The sequence below is a fragment of the Dechloromonas sp. ZS-1 genome (assembly GCF_039649255.1).
Taxonomy (GTDB): Bacteria; Pseudomonadota; Gammaproteobacteria; order Burkholderiales; family Rhodocyclaceae; genus Azonexus.
Window position 1 is genome coordinate 264,379 of sequence record NZ_JBDIYD010000003.1, and the last position, 15,705, is coordinate 280,083.

General features: G+C 62.6%; 13 protein-coding genes. 7 read left to right on the top strand and 6 right to left on the bottom strand.

The window, feature by feature from the left end; genetic code table 11:
* The first annotated feature begins 87 nt into the window (after nt 1-87).
* The 6 genes from AACO21_RS06405 (at nt 88) to AACO21_RS06430 (ending at nt 7,943) form a co-directional block, all read left to right on the top strand.
* Nucleotides 88-2,364, top strand: coding sequence for an EAL domain-containing protein (locus tag AACO21_RS06405; RefSeq protein WP_346191674.1), 2,277 nt, complete (start codon nt 88-90; stop codon nt 2,362-2,364).
* 71 nt (nt 2,365-2,435) lie between these two features.
* Entirely contained in the window at nt 2,436-4,241 is a 1,806-nt protein-coding gene (locus AACO21_RS06410) for a glutamine--tRNA ligase/YqeY domain fusion protein (RefSeq protein WP_346191675.1), read from the top strand.
* Nucleotides 4,242-4,249: 8 nt separating this feature from the next.
* Nucleotides 4,250-5,422 (top strand): class I SAM-dependent methyltransferase, encoded by a 1,173-nt coding sequence (locus AACO21_RS06415; protein WP_346191676.1) that lies wholly within the window; start codon nt 4,250-4,252, stop codon nt 5,420-5,422.
* Nucleotides 5,419-6,231 (top strand): orotidine-5'-phosphate decarboxylase, encoded by an 813-nt coding sequence (pyrF, locus tag AACO21_RS06420; RefSeq protein WP_346191677.1) that lies wholly within the window; start codon nt 5,419-5,421, stop codon nt 6,229-6,231. Before AACO21_RS06415 ends, pyrF begins: the two co-directional genes overlap by 4 nt.
* 21 nt (nt 6,232-6,252) lie before the next feature.
* Nucleotides 6,253-7,104 (top strand): neutral zinc metallopeptidase, encoded by an 852-nt coding sequence (locus tag AACO21_RS06425; protein WP_346191678.1) that lies wholly within the window; start codon nt 6,253-6,255, stop codon nt 7,102-7,104.
* On the top strand, nt 7,104-7,943 hold the full coding sequence (locus tag AACO21_RS06430; protein WP_346191679.1) for a peptidoglycan DD-metalloendopeptidase family protein: 840 nt from the start codon (nt 7,104-7,106) through the stop codon (nt 7,941-7,943). The genes AACO21_RS06425 and AACO21_RS06430 overlap by 1 nt, the downstream gene beginning before the upstream one ends.
* Nucleotides 7,944-8,120: 177 nt before the next feature.
* Here the strand turns inward: AACO21_RS06430 and AACO21_RS06435 are convergent, their stop codons facing one another.
* Complete coding sequence (locus AACO21_RS06435) at nt 8,121-9,971, bottom strand: TolC family outer membrane protein (protein WP_346191680.1); 1,851 nt, start codon at nt 9,969-9,971, stop codon at nt 8,121-8,123.
* 228 nt (nt 9,972-10,199) lie between these two features.
* On the bottom strand, nt 10,200-11,507 hold the full coding sequence (locus tag AACO21_RS06440) for a sigma 54-interacting transcriptional regulator (RefSeq protein WP_346191681.1): 1,308 nt from the start codon (nt 11,505-11,507) through the stop codon (nt 10,200-10,202).
* Nucleotides 11,508-11,670: 163 nt separating this feature from the next.
* Between AACO21_RS06440 and ccoG the strand changes: the two genes are divergently transcribed.
* Nucleotides 11,671-13,071, top strand: a complete 1,401-nt coding sequence (gene ccoG, locus AACO21_RS06445) for a cytochrome c oxidase accessory protein CcoG (RefSeq protein WP_346191682.1) — start codon at nt 11,671-11,673, stop codon at nt 13,069-13,071.
* Nucleotides 13,072-13,197: 126 nt separating this feature from the next.
* Here ccoG and AACO21_RS06450 read toward each other — a convergent pair whose 3' ends face one another.
* From AACO21_RS06450 to AACO21_RS06465, 4 genes are read right to left on the bottom strand one after another with little or no spacing between them, the layout of a single operon-like run.
* Nucleotides 13,198-13,413, bottom strand: coding sequence for an RNA-binding S4 domain-containing protein (locus tag AACO21_RS06450; RefSeq protein ID WP_346191683.1), 216 nt, complete (start codon nt 13,411-13,413; stop codon nt 13,198-13,200).
* Nucleotides 13,410-14,057, bottom strand: coding sequence for a lactate utilization protein C (locus AACO21_RS06455; RefSeq protein WP_346191684.1), 648 nt, complete (start codon nt 14,055-14,057; stop codon nt 13,410-13,412). The genes AACO21_RS06450 and AACO21_RS06455 overlap by 4 nt, the downstream gene beginning before the upstream one ends.
* Nucleotides 14,054-15,010 carry a D-2-hydroxyacid dehydrogenase gene (locus AACO21_RS06460; RefSeq protein WP_346191862.1) on the bottom strand — a complete coding sequence of 319 codons (957 nt, stop codon included), beginning with the start codon at nt 15,008-15,010 and terminating at the stop codon, nt 14,054-14,056. Before AACO21_RS06460 ends, AACO21_RS06455 begins: the two co-directional genes overlap by 4 nt.
* Entirely contained in the window at nt 15,007-15,702 is a 696-nt protein-coding gene (locus tag AACO21_RS06465; RefSeq protein ID WP_346191685.1) for an aldehyde dehydrogenase family protein, read from the bottom strand. The genes AACO21_RS06460 and AACO21_RS06465 overlap by 4 nt, the downstream gene beginning before the upstream one ends.
* Nucleotides 15,703-15,705: the final 3 nt, after the last annotated feature.

Below are 15,705 nucleotides of genomic sequence, written 5' to 3' on the forward strand. Positions count from 1 at the left end.
AAATTTCCCAGCCTCCTGCTCGCACGCGATTACGCCTTCTGACGGTCAACTGCTATATTCGGAGCATATCCCAGAAATCTGACCGTAATGATCGGTAGCCCTCCCATCACGCGAAAACATGACAGCCTGACCTTGCTCGCGGGAGGAATTGCCCTGCTCAGCATCATTCTCGCGCTGACCATTTACGAAACCCTGCAGATGCGGGAGCGCATGTTCCAGGAAAACGACCGCAGCCTGCGCCTGCTGGTTACCGCGCTGGGGGAATATACCGAACGGACGATTCAGGGCGTCGACACCCTGCTCCATAACATCGAGGGCGACCTGGGGCACATCGACATCAGCACCCCGAATGGTCTGCGCAAAGCCACCGAAATGTTGCGTCAGCGCCATACCGATTTCCCGGAGATTGCCTCGCTCAACATTCTGGATGCCAAAGGGGCCCTGCTCGCCGCCTCCATTCCCATCCCGCCCGAACGACCGCACTATGGTGACCGGGATTATTTCAAGGCGGCCAAAATTCGTCCGGCCCCGGCGCGCCTGCTGGCAGAACGGCCGATTTTCGGCAGGAAAAGCCAGCGCTGGGCCATTCCACTCGTCCTGCCACGCTACGACAGTCAAGGCCGCTTCATCGGCGCGATCTATGCCGGCCTCGATATCGAAAAGCTGATCGACTACTACCGGAACACCCTGCCCTACGCTGGCGGCGCCGTCACCCTCTACCGCCTGGACGGCATCCTGCTGGCGCGCTACCCGATGATCACCAAGGCCTTTGACAAGGACTACGCCGGCATCGATTTATTCACACAGCATGTCAAGGCATCCCCGCTGGGCGATTACCGGGCGGAAAGTGCCATCGACGGCATTCTGCGCCGCATTTCCTATCGCACCCTGCGCCAGCACGACCTGCTGATCAATGTTTCCATCGACGAGCGACAGCTTGAGCAGGCATGGCGCAACCGCCTCTGGGCCCCGGCCCTGATCGGCGGCGTCTGCCTCCTGATCATTGCCGGCCTGATCCTCGTCACCCTGCGCCAGTTAGCCCTGCAACGCAGCCTGCAGGCCCGCATGGCCTGGCAGGCCAGCCATGACGCAGCCACTGCGCTGCCGAACCGCTTCCTCTTCGAAGACCGCCTGCACAAGGCCATCCAGCAAGCCGAGCGGAAAGGCCACAAGCTCGCCTTGCTGTTCATCGACCTCGACAACTTCAAGCGCATCAACGACTCGCTCGGCCATGCCATCGGCGACGAAGTACTGCGCACGGCGGCAGTTTGGCTGCGCGCCTGCGTTCGCGAAAGCGACACGGTTGCCCGCTTTGGCGGGGACGAATTCGCCATCCTGCTCCCCGAGGTGCAAAGCACCGGCGACCCCAACCGGATCGCCAGCAAGATCCTGCAGCAGTTCAACGAACCCATGCGTTTTGCCGCAAGGGAAATCAAGGTCACGACCAGCATCGGCATCGCCCTTTACCCACAGGACGGCGAATCCCCGGCGCACCTGATGGCCAGCGCCGACGCCGCCATGTACCGCGCCAAAGAGAGCGGCCGCAACCTGGCCTGCCTGTTCGACCAGACCCTTGCCGAACGCATTCGCGAACGCATGGACATTGAAGGGGCCCTGCAGCATGCCCTGGGGCGCAATGAATTCTGGCTGGCCTTCCAGCCGATTGCGTGCAGCCGAAGCGGCGACATCATTGGCGCCGAAGCCCTGCTGCGCTGGCACTCGCCGACCCTGGGCGCGATCCCGCCCGACCGCTTCATCAGCGTGGCGGAAGGTTGTGGCCTGATTGATGCAATCGGCGAATGGGTACTGACCGAAGCCTGTCGCGAGGCGGCCCACTGGCCGACCGTCAACGGCAAATCCCTGTACGTGGCCGTCAATCTCTCCCCGCGCCAGCTCACGGCGGACAATCTGGTGCCGCACATTGATGCTGCGCTGGCCGAAAGCGGCCTGCCCGCACAGCGCCTGGCCCTGGAAATCACCGAGAACCTGCACATTGCCCCGGACTCTCGCATCAGCCGCAATCTGGACGCCCTGCATCAGCGCGGCATCGATCTGGCGGTCGACGACTTCGGGACAGGCTATTCCTCCCTCTCCTACCTCTCCCGTCTGCCAGTCAGCACCCTGAAGATCGACCGCGCCTTCGTGTCACGCCTGGCGCAACACCCGCAGGATCTGGCCCTGTCCCGCGCCATTGTTGCGCTGGCTCACAGCCTGCACCTGAAAACCGTGGGAGAAGGGGTCGAGACGGCAGCCCAACAAGCCATTCTGACGGAGATGGGCTGCGACTGCCTGCAAGGCTACCTGATCAGCCGCCCCAAACCGGCGCTTGAATTTGCGGCCTGGCTGCGCACACTGACGCACTGATTCAAGCGGGCCGCACCGGAAAGCGGGGCGGGCAAGGTAAAATGCGGGGATTGCACTCGCGTTTCACCAACATGACCGCCCCCAACGACAAGAATACCGCTCCGGCCCCAGCCGCCAATTTCATCCGTAACATCGTCGAAGCCGATCTGGCTGCCGGCAAGCACGCCCAGCGCCGCTGGGCCGGTCAGCCGGGCACGGCGGCCGACCATGCCGCCGCCCCGCTCGACGCTGCCAAGCTCCGCACCCGTTTTCCGCCGGAGCCGAACGGTTACCTGCACTTCGGCCACGCCAAATCCATCCTGCTCAACTTCGGGCTGGCTCAGGAATTCGGCGGCCGCTGCCACCTGCGCTTTGATGACACGAATCCGGAAAAGGAAGATCAGGAATACGTCGATTCCATCATCGACGCCGTGACCTGGCTTGGCTGCTCCTGGCAGAAGGATGGCGAAACCAACCTCTACTACGCCTCCAATTACTTTGACTGGATGGTGCAGTTTGCCGAATACCTGATCTCTGCCGGCCATGCCTACGTGGACAGCCAGTCGGCCGAAGAAATGCGCGCCAATCGCGGCACCCTGACGCAAGCCGGCAAGGATTCGCCTTTCCGCAACCGCAGCATCGAAGAGAACATGGATCTCTTCAAACGCATGCAGGCGGGCGAGTTCGCCGACGGTCAACACATTCTGCGGGCCAAAATCGACATGGCCTCGCCGAACATCAACCTGCGCGATCCGGCCATCTACCGCATCCGCCACGCCACCCATCACAACACCGGCGACAAGTGGTGCGTGTACCCGATGTACACCTTCGCCCATCCGATCGAGGATGCGCTGGAAAACATCACCCACTCGCTGTGCACGCTGGAGTTCGAAGACCAGCGTCCGTTCTACGACTGGCTGCTCACGCGCCTGGCCGAAGGCGGCCTGCTGCAGCGTCCGTTGCCGCAGCAGATCGAATTTTCCCGCCTCAACCTGACCTATGTCGTGCTCTCAAAGCGCAAGCTGATCCAGCTCGTCGAAGAAAAGCACGTCGAAGGCTGGGACGACCCGCGCATGCCGACCCTGGTCGGCGCCCGTCGCCGTGGTTATGCACCGGAAGGCTTCAAGCTGTTTGCCGACCGCATCGGGATCTCGAAGAACGACTCCCTGATCGACTACGTGCTGTTCGAAGACGCGATGCGCGAGGTCATGAACCTCGCCGACGAACGCCGCGTCGCCGTACTCGATCCGCTCAAGCTGATCATCGACAACTATCCGGCAGGCCAGTTCGAGGACTGCCACGCCCCCAACCACCCGCTCAAGCCGGAACTCGGCGAACGCACGATGCCGTTTGGCCGCGAACTGTGGATCGAGGCCGAGGACTTCCAGGAAGTCCCGGAAAAGGGCTTCCGCCGCCTCTTCCCGGGCAACAAGGCCCGCCTGCGCTACGGCTATGTCGTCGAATGCACCGGCTGCGACAAGGATGAAAACGGTAAGGTCATTGCGGTCCACTGCACCTACCTGCCGGAAACCAAGTCCGGCACGCCGGGCGCCGACAGCGTCAAGGTCAAGGGCAACCTGCACTGGGTCTCTGCCGCGCACGCCTACCCCGCTGAAATCCGCCTCTACGACCGCCTGTTTGCCGTCCCGGCCCCCGGCGCCCGTCGCGAAGGCGATGCCCCGGAACTGGAACGCAATTTCCTCGACGACCTGAATCCGGCGTCCAAGACGACCATCACCGCCATGCTCGAGCCGTCGCTCAAGGATGCCGCTGCCGAACAGCGTTTCCAGTTTGAGCGGCACGGTTACTTTGTGGCCGATCGCGTGGATTCGAAGCCGGGCGCCCCGGTCTTCAACCGCGCCGTGACGCTCAAGGATTCCTGGGGCAAGGCAGGCTGATCGCCGGCATGCCGACGCGCAACGTCGCCCAGCTTGGTCAGGTCTTCACGCCACCCAATGTGGTGGCGTTCATGCTCGACCTGTGCCGCAACACCGGCCGGGTCCTGGAACCCTCTGCCGGCGACGGGGCGTTTTACGCCCCGCTGCGCGCTCAGGGACGCGACTGCACCGCCATCGAGATCGATGCTGGCGTTGCGCCCGCGGGCGTGCGCGTCATGGATTTCTTCGATTTACCGGCGGACGAACAGTTCGACACCATCATCGGCAATCCGCCCTACGTTCGCCTGCAGGACGTGGCGGCCGACACCCGCCAGAAGCTCAAATCACCGCGCTTCGACGGACGCAGCAACCTCTTCCTGTTTTTCATCGAAAAGTGCGTGCAGCACCTGAAACCGGGCGGCGAACTGGTCTTCATCGTCCCGCGTGAATTCATCAAGCTGACGGCCGCGAAAAAGCTGAATGCCTGGCTCTACAGCCAGGGCAGCATCACGCACTTTTACGAAACCGGCGATGTGCGGGTTTTTGCAGGGGCGACGCCCAACTGTTGCATTTTCCGTTTTGAAAAAGGCCGCCTCGACCGCCGCATGGCCGATGGCCGCACCTTCACGGAAATCGCCGGTCAGCTGATGTTCCTGCGCGACGACTATCGCGTGCGCCTCTCGGACCTCTTCGACGTCAAGGTCGGCGCAGTCTCCGGGGCCGACCACATTTACGCCCACCCCAAGGGCAACATGGAATTCGTCTGCTCGAAGACGGCGGCCACCGGCCACACCCGGCGCATGCTCTACGGCATGCCGCACCCGCACCTCGAACAGTACAAGGACGCCCTGCTCGCCCGCCGTGTACGCAAGTTCGACGAGAGCAACTGGTGGCAATGGGGTCGTCAGTTTCCGATCATGCCCGCCCCGCGCATCTATGTGAACGGGCGGACCCGCCGTCCGGAGCCGTTCTTCCTGCATGACTGCGATGCCTACGACGGCTCCATCCTGGCCCTGTTCCCCAAACGCCAGGACATCCCGCGCCGCGATCTGATCGAGTGCACGCTGATGCTCAATCGCGAAGTCGATTGGCAGGAACTCGGCTTCGTCTGCGACGGCCGCTATCTCTTTACCCAGCGCAGCCTGCAAACCTGCGTGCTGCCTGACAAGTTTTCCCGTTATCTTCCGAAGGACGCATCATGACCTTTACCCAACAACTCGCCGCTGCTTGGCAGACCAACAACTCCCTGCTCTGCGTTGGTCTGGACCCGGACCCGGCCAAGTTTCCGGCCCATCTCAAAGGTCGCGATGATGCCATTTTCGAATTCTGCAAAGGCATCGTCGATGCCACGGCCGATCTTGCCTGTTCCTTCAAGCCGCAGATCGCCTACTTTGCCGCCCGCCGCGCGGAAGATCAGCTGGAAGCCCTGATCGAGCACATCCACACCCGCCACCCGGGCATCCCGGTCATTCTCGACGCCAAGCGCGGCGATATCGGCTCGACTGCCGAACAATACGCCGTCGAGGCCTTCGAACGCTTCAAGGCCGATGCGGTCACGGTCAACCCCTACATGGGCCGCGATTCCGTCGAGCCTTACCTGGCCTATCCGGACAAGGGCGTCATCCTGCTCTGCCGGACCTCGAATGCCGGCGGCTCCGACCTCCAGTTCCTCGATGTGGGCGGCGAAAAGCTCTATGAGCGCGTGGCCCGTCTGGCGGCCCAGGAATGGAATACCACCGGCCAGATCGGTCTCGTTGTCGGCGCCACCTTCCCGGCCGAAATCGCCCGCGTACGCGCCCTGATTGGCGACATGCCGCTGCTCGTGCCGGGCATCGGCGCGCAGGGCGGCGACATCGAAGCCACCGTCAAGGCCGGCCGTACCGGCAACGGCACGGGGCTGATGATCAACTCGTCGCGCGCCATCCTCTACGCCGGCAAGGACGAGCATTTTGCCGCCGCCGCACGCCAGGCCGCACAAGACACCCTGAACGCCATCAACCAGTTCCGCTAAATCACGCCCGGAGGCCCCGCCATGCGCATGGACGATTACCGCGAAAGTGACAATGTCGAAGACCGTCGTGGCGGCGGCGGTGGCGGACTGGGGGGGGTCGGGATCGGCGGGGTTGTATTGGCGCTGGTCATCAGCTACTTCACCGGGATCAACCCGATGACGCTGCTGGGCATCATGGAACAGACGCCGATCGCCCGTCACGAAGCGCCCGCGCATAAGCCCCCCGCCAACGATGACACCGCGCGCTTCGTCTCGCGCGTCCTCGCGTCGACGGAAGATGTCTGGCAAGCCGGCTTCCAGGCCAACGGCAAGCGCTATGAAGCACCCAAACTGGTGCTGTTCACCGGCGCAACCCCGACCGCCTGCGGTACCGGCCAAACGGCCATGGGCCCGTTCTACTGCCCGGGCGACCAGAAGGTATATATCGACCTTGCCTTCTTCCGCGAACTGAAGACCCGCTTCCAGGCGCCGGGCGAATTTGCCCAGGCTTACGTCATCGCCCACGAAGTCGGCCACCACGTACAGAACCTGCTTGGCGTTGCGGGCAAGGTCCATGAAGCCCAACGCCGCCTGCCCAAAGCCGAAGCCAATGCACTCTCCGTGCGCATGGAACTGCAGGCCGACTGCCTCGCCGGCGTCTGGGGCAAGCGCGCGGACGACATGAAGCGGATTCTCGACAGCGGCGATCTGGAAACCGCACTCGCCGCCGCCACCGCCATCGGCGATGATCGCCTGCAACAACAGGCACAAGGACGCGTGGTGCCGGAAAGCTTCACCCACGGCACGTCGGCCCAACGCGTGCGCTGGTTCAAGCGCGGCTTCGAAACGGGTGATTTCAACCGCTGCAACACCTTCCAGGCCGACACGCTCTGATGCACCGGGCGCTCTGTTTGGGGCTGCTCCTGAGCAGCCCGGCTGCATTTGCTCTGCCGCCAGACACGCCCGTTCCCGGCGGCATTGCCGTGATTGATGCAGGACCGGCCACCGCTAACGCCGCCCAGGCAGCCTGCCCGAAGGCATTCTGGGATCAACAGCCGCTCGCCGTGGCGCAAGCACGCGGACGCTGCCACGTCCTGTTCGGCATTCCCCTGGAAAGTTTGCCGGGAACGCTGGAAATCCGCTTGGAAATTCGCACGGACAGCGGGTCGACCGTCAGCCAGCAGCGTGAAATCCTGATCCGCCCCAAAAACTATCCGGAGCAACGCCTGACCGTCAAAGACAAGCGCAAAGTCGAACCGGACCCTGCCGACCTCGCCCGCATCGAGCGCGAGCAGCAGATCACGGCCGCCATCAAGCGCCAGTTTTCACCCGGTGAACCGCCCACAGCGCTCGCCCAGCCCGCCCCCGGCCCGCTCTCATCCCGCTTCGGTCTGCGCCGTTTTTTCAACGGGCTGCCGCGCAATCCGCACAACGGCCTGGATGTTGCTGCGCCAACCGGCACCCCGGTCCTCGCGCCAGCGGATGGCATCGTCGCCAATACCGGCGACTATTTTTTCAACGGCCAAACCATCTTCATCGATCACGGCCAAGGCATGATCAGCGCTTACATGCACCTCTCACGCATCGAGGTACAGACGGGCCAACGTGTGCGCAAAGGCCAGCTCATCGGCGCTGTCGGCGCTACCGGTCGCGTCACCGGGCCCCACCTGCACTGGGTCACCCTGCTCAACAACACACCCGTTGACCCGGAACTGCTCCTGCCACGCCCCTGAGCCGCATGGCGCAACGAGGCCACATCGCGTACGCCACCGCCCAAGCCTTCCTCCCCCCAGACCGCCCGATGTGTGTCACACAGGGTGTGCAACCAAAAACAGGCCAGCACCGGCAACCGGCAATAAAAAAGCCGCCCGGCGTACCGGACGGCTTCTGGTGCAGGTGTTCAGCAGGGCTTAACGCTTGCAACCGCCACTCGTGCTGCCAGAGCACGGCACCGAGCTTTCGCGGTTGATCAGCCACTTGCCGCCGGTTTTGATCATTTCCAGGGTCTTCTGGGTCGAATCACGATACTGGTTCGACGAATAGATCTGACGGAATTCGACGAAGGCGCGATCGTTGCCATCCATCTTCACGCGCACATCCTGCAAATCGACACTGATCGCATCGCGGCTGGAAATCCGGCTACGGCGGAGTTGTGCCCAATCCTCACGATTCAAGCCGCCATCCGGCGTGAAGGTCGGTGCATAGAAACCGATATAGTCGGAGTAATTCTTTGCAGACCATGCAGCAGCCCAGGCACGGACACGTGCCGACAGTTCGGCATCCGGCCCTTCGGCGACCGCAGCAGGTGCCGGCATGACAGGCGCCTGCTTGGCAGTCAGCTGCGCCATGGCACGCGCGTTCAGCGCCTCACGATCCGGCGTCGCAATGCCGACATGTTCATTCGGGCAAAGCTGACTGGCATCGACGCTGGCCAACTCACGGGCTTCCGGGTCCTTGGATTCCAGCTTCTTCAGGCCCAGGAATTCCAGCAGAGTCCCCATACCGGCGTAGGTACGCAGGTAGGCAAGGCTCAGATCCGTATCGGCATTCACCGCATTACGACGTGCCGAGAGCAGTTCGTTTTCGGTATCGAGCAAATCGAGCAGCGTGCGCTGGCCAATGTTGAACTGGTCACGATAGGCATCGCGAGTTTTTTCCAACAGACTGACCTGAGTGGCCAGATAAGCCGACTGCTCTTTCAGGCGCTGCACATCATTGAAGGCGATGGCCAAGGTCTGACGCGTATCGCGGCAGGCCTTCTCGCGCAGATCCATGGAGAGGTTCTTGCGCTCGGCGTACTGCTTTTCGCGGGCCATATCGGCACCGCCATTAAAGAGGTTCCAGCTGACCACAACTTCGGCCACCTGGTAATCACGATCACCGATCGTACCCAGGTAATTGGTGTTGGAGTCAGTACGGGCCTTCAGGTCCACGCGCGGCATGTAGGCGGCCTTGCGTGCTGCCAGATCGTGGGTCGCAGATTCAATGTTCTCCACCGATGCCAGCAGGGTCGGATTCCGCTTGTAGAGCAGTTCCAGGGCCGCCTTTTGGCTGGCCGGCATGGCATTGGAGAGTTGGCTCGGCGCATCCATCGTCCCCGCCGGGGCGCTATTTACGAGACGTTGAAAGCGTGCGCTGACGTCGTGCAGGTTGGCCGTTTCGGTGGTCAGGTTGATTTCTGCCAGGGCAAGACGGCTGCCTGCCTGTTCCAGATCGACACGACGGGCCACGCCGGACTGGGTACGGCGCAGCAACTGCTCGTAGGTCATTTTGTGCTGAACATAGTTATCTTCAGCCAGATTGACCAGGAAGCGGTAGCGCAACACATCGAGGTAGGCCTTGGCGGATTCAAGCGCCACATTCTCGGAGGCCTCCAGCAGTTCGTAATAACGAACCAGGCGCGCCTTATCGAGGCGACGGACCTCGTTGTAGGTGGCGAAACCATCAAACACCATCTGGCTCAAGCCCAGGGTGTAGCCACGACGCGTGTAATCATTCTTCACATTGGTGGGAGGTTGCTTCAGGCTTTCACGGCCAGCCCCCGCCGTCAGGTCGACACGCGGGAGATATCCGCCACGTGCAACGCCAACCTCTTCTTCCGCTGCCTTGAAGTTGTGCCATTTGGAAGTCACTTCCGGGCTGTTCAGTACAGCCTGTTGTGCCACTTCCTTCAGGCTCGCGGGTGCGCTACCTGCATTGGCAGAGGCCAGCGCGGGAAACACCCCGGTCAGCAGCAGCATCAGAATCTTGTTAGGGTTCATGTTCACTTATCCTGTTTGCCCCCCCCTCAGGGGTATTGGTTGATATCGACGATACGTGGGCAAAATGAGGCACCCAAAGCGCCGAGAGTCCGAGCGCATTATAAAAAGCAAACTGTTTCAGGATGTAAGAAATTGTGAAAAATACCGATTTAAAAATGTCATTTAAATCAATTTTTTAACATTTAAACGCAACAACTGACATATTACATAGATTAGGCAAACAAATTATCACCGAACTTGTTGCAGTTTCCGATACGCCGTCCGTTCACTGACCCCGAGAATGCGGGCCACTTCAGCAGGTTGTCCGGCAACCTGCTGATGCACCCAGGTCACATATCGACCTTCCAGTTCTTCAAGGGACACCGGATCGTTCACGACAAAAGCCCGATCGCCGGATGCCCCCCCCTCGTCCCAAACCGCTGCACGGAGTTCATCCGCCCCCAACACATCGCGATCACTGAGCAAACTGGCACGTTCGATCAGATTTCTCAATTCGCGTATGTTTCCTTCATAACGCCGATCACTAAGCCAATCGCAGGCTTCGGGCGACAGGCTGCGACTGGCTTTACGATCGACCCGCCCCAGCAATGAGGCAGCCAGCAAGGGAATATCCTCGCGTCGCTCATGCAGGGCTGGCGTGTGAATCGGAAAGGTGTTGATGCGGTAATACAGATCCCGTCGGAAGGTCTCGGCTTGCACCATGCCCCGCAAATCGCGGTGGGTTGCTGCCACCAGACGAAAATCGGCCGGCAGCCAATCCAGGCCGCCGACGCGACGATAGGTGCCGGTTTCCAGCAGACGCAGCAGCTTGACCTGCAGTGAAAGCGGGAGTTCGCCAATTTCGTCCAAGAAGAGGGTGCCGCCGGCCGCCGCCTCGACCAAGCCTTGCTTCCTGTGGGTCGCGCCGGTAAACGCCCCTTTTTCGTAGCCGAAAAGTTCGCTCTCAAACAGCGTTTCGGTCAATCCGGCACAGTCGACCGCGACAAACGGGCCATCCTCGCGTGCACTCGCTTCGTGAATGGCATGCGCGACCAGTTCCTTCCCCGTCCCGGTTTCCCCCAGCAGCAGGACGGCCGCATTCGAGGGGGCCACCCGCAACACCCGGTCGAGCATGGCCAGGAAGGCCGGGGCGCGCCCGACCAGCCCTTGCGCTGCCGCACGCCCGCTGGCCTGGCGCACGACACGCATGGTTTCGACAAAATAGGCAATCTGCCCACGTTCATCGCGGATCGGCGTGGTCTCGACAGCCACATGCTCCTCGCCACGCGGAGTATGGTGCAGATGCAGGACACGCTGTGGCACCCCGCTGTCGAGACTCAGTTTCAGCGGACAGGATTCGCCAGCCTGATCGCAAGGCGTATCGAAGTGATGCGAGACGGCATAGCAATGCCGCCCGATCACCGGTACATCGTCGCCGAACTCGCGGACATAGGCGGCATTGGCCGCAATGATGCGGTAATCCGCCCCCATGACGATACGGGGCTCGGGCAGGCCATCGAGAAAAGACAGCAGTTCGGATAAGGGTGGCGCAGACATCGGGAAGTCACCGGACAAATTTGTCAGCCAATTTTGACACATCCTTTTGAATTAGTCCGCACGCACTGCGCCAAGCCCCTGATTTATATCGCCCTCGCTTGTAACCGGGATCAGGCACGCATCTTGATTAACAGATCAAATCCGTTTCAACCCAAGGAAGCCCATGAGCGCTCAAACCAGCCCCGACCCGTCGCCCAAGCAGGTGTCGTTCTACGAGAAACGCAAAAAGATCCACGCCAAACGTGCGCGTGGCTTGTTCGACAACTGGCGCGTCGCGCTGGTGCTGTTTACCCAGGTGCTGTTCTACGGCGGTCTCTGGCTGGAATGGAATGACCGCCAGGCGCTGCTCTTCCATCTTGTCGAACGCAAGTTCTACATTTTCGGGCTGGTCTTCTGGCCGCAGGACGTCATTTATCTTGCCGCCCTGCTCATCGTTTCGGCCTATGCGCTCTTTCTGGTGACCGCCGTTGCGGGGCGGCTCTTCTGCGGCTACGCCTGCCCGCAGACGGTGTACACCCAGATCTTCATGTGGGTGGAAAACTGGGTGGAAGGGGATCGTAACGCCCGCCTGAAACTCGACAAAGCCCCGATGGATGCCCGCAAGTTCCGTCTGCGCGCCACCAAATACCTGCTCTGGGGCGTGATCGGTCTATGGACAGGCTTCACGCTGGTCGGCTACTTCACTCCGGTCGATGAACTCATCCACAACGTGATGACCAACAGTCTCGGCCCCTGGGAGACCTTCTGGATCTTCTTTTACGGCGGCTTCACGATCCTGATGGCCGGCTTCATGCGTGAGCAGGTCTGCAAATACATGTGTCCCTATGCCCGCTTCCAGAGCGTGATGTTCGACCCGGACACCCTGATCATCACCTACGACCCGGAGCGCGGCGAACCGCGCGGCATCCGCAAGAAAGACGCCGATCCGAACAAGTTGGGCGATTGCGTGGACTGCGGCCAATGCGTGCACGTCTGCCCGACCGGCATCGACATCCGCAACGGCCTGCAGTACGAATGTATCGGCTGTGCCGCCTGTATCGACATCTGCGATCAGGTGATGGACAAGGTCAATCTGCCGCGCGGCCTGATCCGCTATTCGACGGAAAACGCGATGGCGCAGCATCTTGGCAAGAAGGAGATCCTCAGCCACATCGTGCGCCCGCGCATTCTGCTCTACACGGCCATCCTGGCACTCATCCTCGGCCTGTGCGCCTGGTTCCTGGCGCACCGCATTCCGCTCAAGGTGGATGTCATCCGCGACCGTTCCGTACTCGCCCGCGAGGCAGAAGACGGACGCATCGAAAACGTCTACATGCTGCAGATCATGAACACCGAAGAACGTGCGCACCGCTACCGGATTACGGTCGACGGCCTGCCGGGGGCCGAAATCGCCGGCGAGGCGGAAGTCGATGCGCCGGCCGCCGCGCTCACGTCGTTCAACACCGTGGTGCGCGTGCCGCCGGAAGCCGGCAAGTCAGGCTCGAATCAAATTCACTTTGAAATCGTCGCGATGGAAAACCCGGATATCCACCTGCGCGAGAAAGCCTCTTTCCTCCTGCCCTGACCGCCAGGGCAGACTCCGGTTGGGCGGGCCTGATTCAGGTCCGCCTTTTTTTCGCCCGGCGCCAGGCGGGCGTAGACAAGACCAGAAGACGCCAGCGGCGCGAGACTGAGCCGCTTATTCAGCCACTTACTCGGCGCTCAACTCAATGCGCTGCCCTTCAAACTCCACATATTGGCCCGGGCGCAATTTGGCGCGTTTGCGGGTGTCGACCGTCCCATCGACCCGAACCCGCCCTTCGGCGATCGCGGCATGCGCAGCCCCGCCGGATTCGACCAGCCCGGTGGCCTTGAGCAGTTGATCGAGTTGAATGTATTCGCCACGCACGGCAAAGCCTTGGTTCATGCCTGTTCCACCAGAATGAGATGTACCCGGCAGGGCCCGTGGGCGCCGAGGACGATGGTTTGTTCGATATCGCCGGTTCGTGAAGGACCGGAGATGAAATTGAGGGCACGCGGCAGCGTAACCCGTTCGGCCCGCACGCAGGCAAACGCAGCTTCCATGGTGTCGAGGATACGGGACACCGGGACGATGGCGATATGCGTTTCCGGCAGCAGGCTCACCGTAGCCGGCGTCTCCGGAGAAGAGAGGAGCAGCAGCGTCCCGGTTTCGGCAATCGCACAGAAGCAGCCGGAAATCCCGACCCGATCGGCGTCGACCGCCGGACGCACCGCCGTCGTCAAGCCTGCGGCAGCCCAGTCGAGCCCGGCGAGATCGGCCGTCATCACGGCATCGCAGGGCAAACCGAGGCCGCGCAGGTAGCCGGCCACGGCAGCCGGCACATCGGCCAAGGCCGAGACCTGCTGCACCGTGCTGGCCAGACTGACCGCCTTGTCGATAAAACGCCGGGGCAGATCCGCCCCGCACGCGGGTTGCGGCCCGGCGGTCCGCGCCGCCAGATAAGCCAGTACAGCGGCCTTGCGCGACGCGGCATCGCCTTGGGCAACACCGGCCCGCACCTGGCGCAGGATCTCGTCACGGGCGCTCATGCGACACGGTTCCTCGGCGCACCCGCCATGTAAGCATCGATGTTGTCGATCAATTGATCCGCCAGCGCCTGCATGGCCGGCCGACTCGACCAGGCGACATGCGGCGTCAGCATGAAATTCGGCAAGGCGAGCAGATCGGCCGCGAGCAAGGGATGGTCGTCCGCCGGCGGCTCCGCACTCAGCACATCGAACCCGGCGCCGGCAATCCAGCCTTCCCGCAGGGCCTGCGCCAGCGCGGCTTCATCGACGATGCCGCCGCGCGCGGTATTGATCAGCAAGGCCGAGGGTTTCATGGCGCGCAGGGCATCGGCATCGATCAAATGCTGCGTCTCCGGTGTCAGCGGGCAGTGCAGGCTGATCGCATCGGCCTCGGCCAGGACCTGGGCAAACGGCGTATAACCGGGACGCACACGGGTCGCCCCCTTGCGCTCGGCACGCAGGATGCGCATGCCAAAGGCCTCGCCCAGCCGCGCCACACCGTCCCCCAGTGCACCGCTGCCGATCAGACCCAGGGTCGCGCCGTGCAGATCGCGGATCGGATGGTTGAACAGACAGAATTGCTCGGCACGCTGCCAGGCGCCCGCCTGCAAGGTCTCACGCCAGGCAAACAGGTTGCGGGAAAGCGCCAGCAGCATCGCAAAGACGTGCTCCGGCACGGTGTGCACGGCATAGCCCCGGATATTGGCGACGACAATCCCGCGCCGCTGGCAGGCGGCCAGATCGACGTTATTGGTCCCGGTGGCGGAAACGGCGATCATTTTCAGGTCCGGCAGGGCGTCGACCGCCGCCGCATCGATCGGCACCTTGTTGGTGATGGCGATCTGCGCCCCGGCCAGACGCTCGATCACCTGCGCCGGGCTGGTTTTTTCGTATTCGACCCAGTCGTGCGCGCCCAGCGGCCGCCGTACCGTGGCAATCAGCGAGCCGGCTTCGAGCTGGACAATACGCATCAGGCCACCGTCACGCATTCCACGCCGGCCGCGGCGGCCGCTGCGGCCACCTGCTCGCCCAGCGCCACTTCGCCCCGGTAGAGCACGCGATCCACCCCGGCCGCGCACAGGCCTTCCAGCGCCGCACGATCGCCCTGCAGGAGATTGACGACCCCGGCCGGCCAATCGGCACGCGCCGTGAGTTCGCACAGCGCAAACAGCGCGGAGGGCGCCTTCGGGCTGGGTTTGACGACCACCGTCGCCCCGGCAAGCACGGCCGCACCGACCACGCGCGCAAAGCCCAGCACCGGCGCGCTCGCATCCAGCACCACCCCGACCGAACCCGTATCACCGACGGCCGGCTCACGCAGGGCCACCACGGCTGCTTCCACCTCGGCCTTGGCCGCGGCCTCGTCGAGGCCGGTTTCCTGGCGCAGCAACTTGGCAAAATGACCGGTGTAACGATCGAGCGCTTCGGCCAGCTTGTCCAGGCAGACCCGGCGGGCCATCAGCCCCATCGCACCCCAGGCCGGCTGGGCGGCACGCGCTGCGGCAACGGCTTCCGCCGCTTCCTTGGCGCCGCACAAGGGCACGCGGTAACGGGTTTCCCCGGTCACCGGATCAGTCAGCATGAAGTAGTCATCGGCCAAGGTCAGGAGGGCGTGGCCATTGACCCACATCGGAATGGCCATCGGCCCGTCAATCGTAAAAGACATGGT

Excerpts from the sequence above, each read along its gene's own strand:
- ccoG (WP_346191682.1), top strand. The coding sequence starts at position 11,671 with ATGAGCGCTCAAACCAGCCCCGACCCGTCGCCCAAGCAGGTGTCGTTC.
- AACO21_RS06405 (WP_346191674.1), top strand. The coding sequence starts at position 88 with ATGATCGGTAGCCCTCCCATCACGCGAAAACATGACAGCCTGACCTTG.
- AACO21_RS06415 (WP_346191676.1), top strand. The coding sequence starts at position 4,250 with ATGCCGACGCGCAACGTCGCCCAGCTTGGTCAGGTCTTCACGCCACCC.
- AACO21_RS06435 (WP_346191680.1), bottom strand. The coding sequence starts at position 9,971 with ATGAACCCTAACAAGATTCTGATGCTGCTGCTGACCGGGGTGTTTCCC.
- pyrF (WP_346191677.1), top strand. The coding sequence starts at position 5,419 with ATGACCTTTACCCAACAACTCGCCGCTGCTTGGCAGACCAACAACTCC.
- AACO21_RS06440 (WP_346191681.1), bottom strand. The coding sequence starts at position 11,507 with ATGTCTGCGCCACCCTTATCCGAACTGCTGTCTTTTCTCGATGGCCTG.
- AACO21_RS06450 (WP_346191683.1), bottom strand. The coding sequence starts at position 13,413 with ATGAACCAAGGCTTTGCCGTGCGTGGCGAATACATTCAACTCGATCAA.
- AACO21_RS06455 (WP_346191684.1), bottom strand. The coding sequence starts at position 14,057 with ATGAGCGCCCGTGACGAGATCCTGCGCCAGGTGCGGGCCGGTGTTGCC.
- AACO21_RS06430 (WP_346191679.1), top strand. The coding sequence starts at position 7,104 with ATGCACCGGGCGCTCTGTTTGGGGCTGCTCCTGAGCAGCCCGGCTGCA.
- AACO21_RS06425 (WP_346191678.1), top strand. The coding sequence starts at position 6,253 with ATGCGCATGGACGATTACCGCGAAAGTGACAATGTCGAAGACCGTCGT.
- AACO21_RS06410 (WP_346191675.1), top strand. The coding sequence starts at position 2,436 with ATGACCGCCCCCAACGACAAGAATACCGCTCCGGCCCCAGCCGCCAAT.
- AACO21_RS06465 (WP_346191685.1), bottom strand. The coding sequence starts at position 15,702 with ATGTCTTTTACGATTGACGGGCCGATGGCCATTCCGATGTGGGTCAAT.